We start from the raw sequence: 2,071 nt of genomic DNA, 5'->3' as shown, positions 1-2,071 counted from the left end.
TGTGTGCGCCGGGCATGGCGCGTAGCGCCGTGACTGGCGCTGTTCTTTGGCTGTGGTAGCAAAAGAACGACTAAGAGGTGTAAGTCCTCCACGCACCCGGTGAGGGGAAGTGTTAGCTGAACGGCAAGGGTGCCCACCGCGAGGGGGATCTGAAGGAAGCCGAAGGCAAAATGCTGGCCTGACGAACAGGAAGCGGTTAAGGCGGCGCAGCGGGGTAAGGTGGCACAAAGCACCAAAGCCCAATACTCACACGGAACGCTGTGACGTAAAGCCGACAGGTATAAGCAGGAAAGTCGCGCGAATTACCCCGGGAGATCTGCCACCCTGCCATTGTGCTACCGATACCGTGAGGCGTCGGGATGGGGCGGCAGAAGTCAGCCGACGCCGTAGTAGTGCTGCAAAACCGGCAGCATGAAGGGTCGAACATGATTAACCGTGATTAGGACACTGACCCACGATGCAGGTTGATGAAGCACAAGCGCAGGCAACTGCGACCGCGTACAGAGGCGACGGACGGTATCCGTCGGGGCTGCACGATAGCGCTGAAACCGGCACGGCGGCCAGTGAGCAAACGAAAGCGGAAGTGCCGTTGACAATGGAAACGGTGATAACGAGGGAAAACCTGATGCTGGCGTATCAGCGCGTGGTGGAAAACAAAGGCGCGGCAGGGGTTGATAACCTGAAGGTGTCGGAGTTGAAACCGTGGCTGAAGAAACACTGGCCGGTTATCAGGCAGGCATTGATCGAAGGCAGCTACCAGCCGCAGGCGATACGCAGAATGGATATCCCGAAGCCGGATGGCGGCGTGAGAACCCTGGGAATCCCGACGGTGGTGGACAGACTCATTCAGCAGGCGATAGCGCAGCAGTTAAGCGTCATCGTGGACAAAGAGTTCTCAGACTCCAGTTACGGCTTCAGGCCGGGCCGCAACGCATGGCAGGCGGTGCAACAGGCACAGCGTTACATGCAGGGCGGCAAACGGTGGGTGGTGGACATGGATCTGGAGAAGTTCTTTGACCGTGTGGATCACAGGCTTCTGATGTCGCGGCTTGCCGGAAGGATAAAGGACAGGCGGGTGTTGAGGTTGATACGTCGCTACCTGAAGTCGGAGATGGCGAAGGGCGGAGAAACGGAGAAACGGCGGGAGGGGCTGCCGCAGGGCGGCCCGCTGTCGCCGCTGTTATCAAACATCCTGCTGGATGAACTGGACAAAGAGCTGGAGCGCCGTGGGCACAGCTTCTGCCGCTACGCGGATGACTGCAATATCTACGTGAGCAGCCGGAAAGCGGGCGAGCATATACTGAAAGAAATCAGGGAGTTCCTGGAGGACAAACTGAAGCTGAAGGTAAATGAGAAGAAGAGCGCGGTAGCGCGACCATGGGAACGAAAGTTCCTGGGTTACAGCGTGACATGGCACAAACAGACGAAGCTGAAAATAGCGCCGGTGAGTGTGGACAGGCTGAAGGATAAAATCCGCAGTCTGACGACGGGGAACCGTAGTCAATCAGTGAAAGCGACGATCGATGAACTGACGCCGGTGCTGCGTGGCTGGATAAGCTACTTCAGACTGACGGAAGTCAGGGGAATACTGGAGGAGCTGGACGGCTGGATCAAACGGAAACTGCGTTGCCTGCTGTGGAGGCAATGGAAGAAGCCGTCGACACGTTCAAAGATGCTGCAAAGAGCGGGTCTGAACAAGGATCGCGCGATGATGTCAGCATACAACAGCCACGGAGCATGGTGGAACTCGGGAGCGAGTCATATGAATCAGGCGATAAAGACAGCATGGTTCAGAGGGATGGGCTTGATATCACTGCTGGAACAGCAACGGCAGTTCCAGCGTTAACATGAACCGCCGTATGCGGAACCGCACGTACGGTGGTGTGAGAGGACGGCGGGAGTAATCCCGCCTCCTACTCGATTTTACCGCTTACGCAGAGGAATGAAAAATGGGACAGCTTATTGATGGCGTCTGGCACGATGTCTGGTATGACACCAAATCCACAGGCGGCAGCTTCAAACGCTCAGAGTCGGCGTTTCGCAACTGGCTGACGGCAGATGGCGAACCCGG

General features: G+C 57.1%; 1 protein-coding gene and 1 pseudogene. Both read left to right on the top strand.

Features of this window, described 5'->3' with window-relative positions:
- Positions 1–457: 457 nt before the first annotated feature.
- Positions 458–1,846 carry a group II intron reverse transcriptase/maturase gene (ltrA, locus tag EHN07_RS20305; protein ID WP_124025810.1) on the top strand — a complete coding sequence of 463 codons (1,389 nt, stop codon included), beginning with the start codon at positions 458–460 and terminating at the stop codon, positions 1,844–1,846.
- Positions 1,847–1,949: 103 nt separating this feature from the next.
- Positions 1,950–2,071: pseudogene (locus tag EHN07_RS20300) on the top strand (glutathione S-transferase family protein); the annotation flags it as partial.

Source organism: Buttiauxella warmboldiae (genome assembly GCF_003818135.1).
GTDB lineage: Bacteria > Pseudomonadota > Gammaproteobacteria > Enterobacterales > Enterobacteriaceae > Buttiauxella > Buttiauxella warmboldiae.
This window is presented reverse-complemented; position numbering and strand designations above follow the sequence as displayed.